Origin of the sequence: Streptomyces sp. MMG1533, from assembly GCF_001279775.1 — a bacterium.
Lineage (GTDB): Bacteria > Actinomycetota > Actinomycetes > Streptomycetales > Streptomycetaceae > Streptomyces.
In genome coordinates this window covers 1-849 of the sequence record NZ_LGDG01000220.1, presented here as the reverse complement: position 1 = coordinate 849, position 849 = coordinate 1, and the positions used below count along the sequence as shown (strand labels likewise).

Below are 849 nucleotides of genomic sequence, written 5' to 3'. Positions count from 1 at the left end.
CCCACGTTGGAGGACTTCGAGAATCTCGAGGGCTGCAACGAGATCCTGAACCTGACCCGCCCGGACATCGTCCGCTCCGTCCACGAGGCGTACTTCGCCGTGGGCGTCGACTGCGTCGAGACGAACACCTTCGGCGCGAACCACGCCGCACTCGGCGAGTACGACATCGCCGACCGCGTCGTCGAGCTGTCCGAGGCGGGTGCCCGGATCGCCCGCGAGGTCGCCGACGAGTTCACCGCCTCGACCGGGCAGCAGCGCTGGGTGCTGGGCTCCATGGGCCCCGGTACCAAGCTCCCCACGCTGGGCCACGCCCCCTACACCACCCTGCGCGACGCCTACCAGCAGAACGCCGAGGGCATGATCGCGGGCGGCGCCGACGCGCTTCTCGTCGAGACCACGCAGGACCTGCTGCAGACCAAGGCCGCCGTCCTGGGCGCCCGCCGCGCCCTCGACACCCTCGGCGAGGACCGCCCGCTGATCGTCTCGGTGACCGTCGAGACGACCGGCACGATGCTGCTGGGTTCGGAGATCGGCGCCGCGCTGACCGCGCTGGAGCCGCTCGGCATCGACATGATCGGCCTCAACTGCGCCACCGGTCCCGCCGAGATGAGTGAGCACCTCCGCTACCTGGCCCGCCACTCCCGTGTCCCCCTGTCCTGCATGCCGAACGCGGGCCTGCCGGTCCTCGGCAAGGACGGCGCCCACTACCCGCTGACGGCCCCCGAACTGGCGGATGCGCAGGAGACGTTTGTCCGTGAGTACGGTCTGTCGTTGATCGGTGGTTGTTGCGGGACGACGCCGGAGCATTTGCGGCAGGTGGTGGAGCGGGTGCGTGGTGTGGCGCCGGGG

1 protein-coding gene is annotated in these 849 nt (G+C 70.6%); it reads left to right on the top strand.

From position 1 onward, the window contains the following. The coding region (locus ADK57_RS24715; RefSeq protein ID WP_199830678.1) for a homocysteine S-methyltransferase family protein at nucleotides 1–849 on the top strand (849 nt) is incomplete at both ends.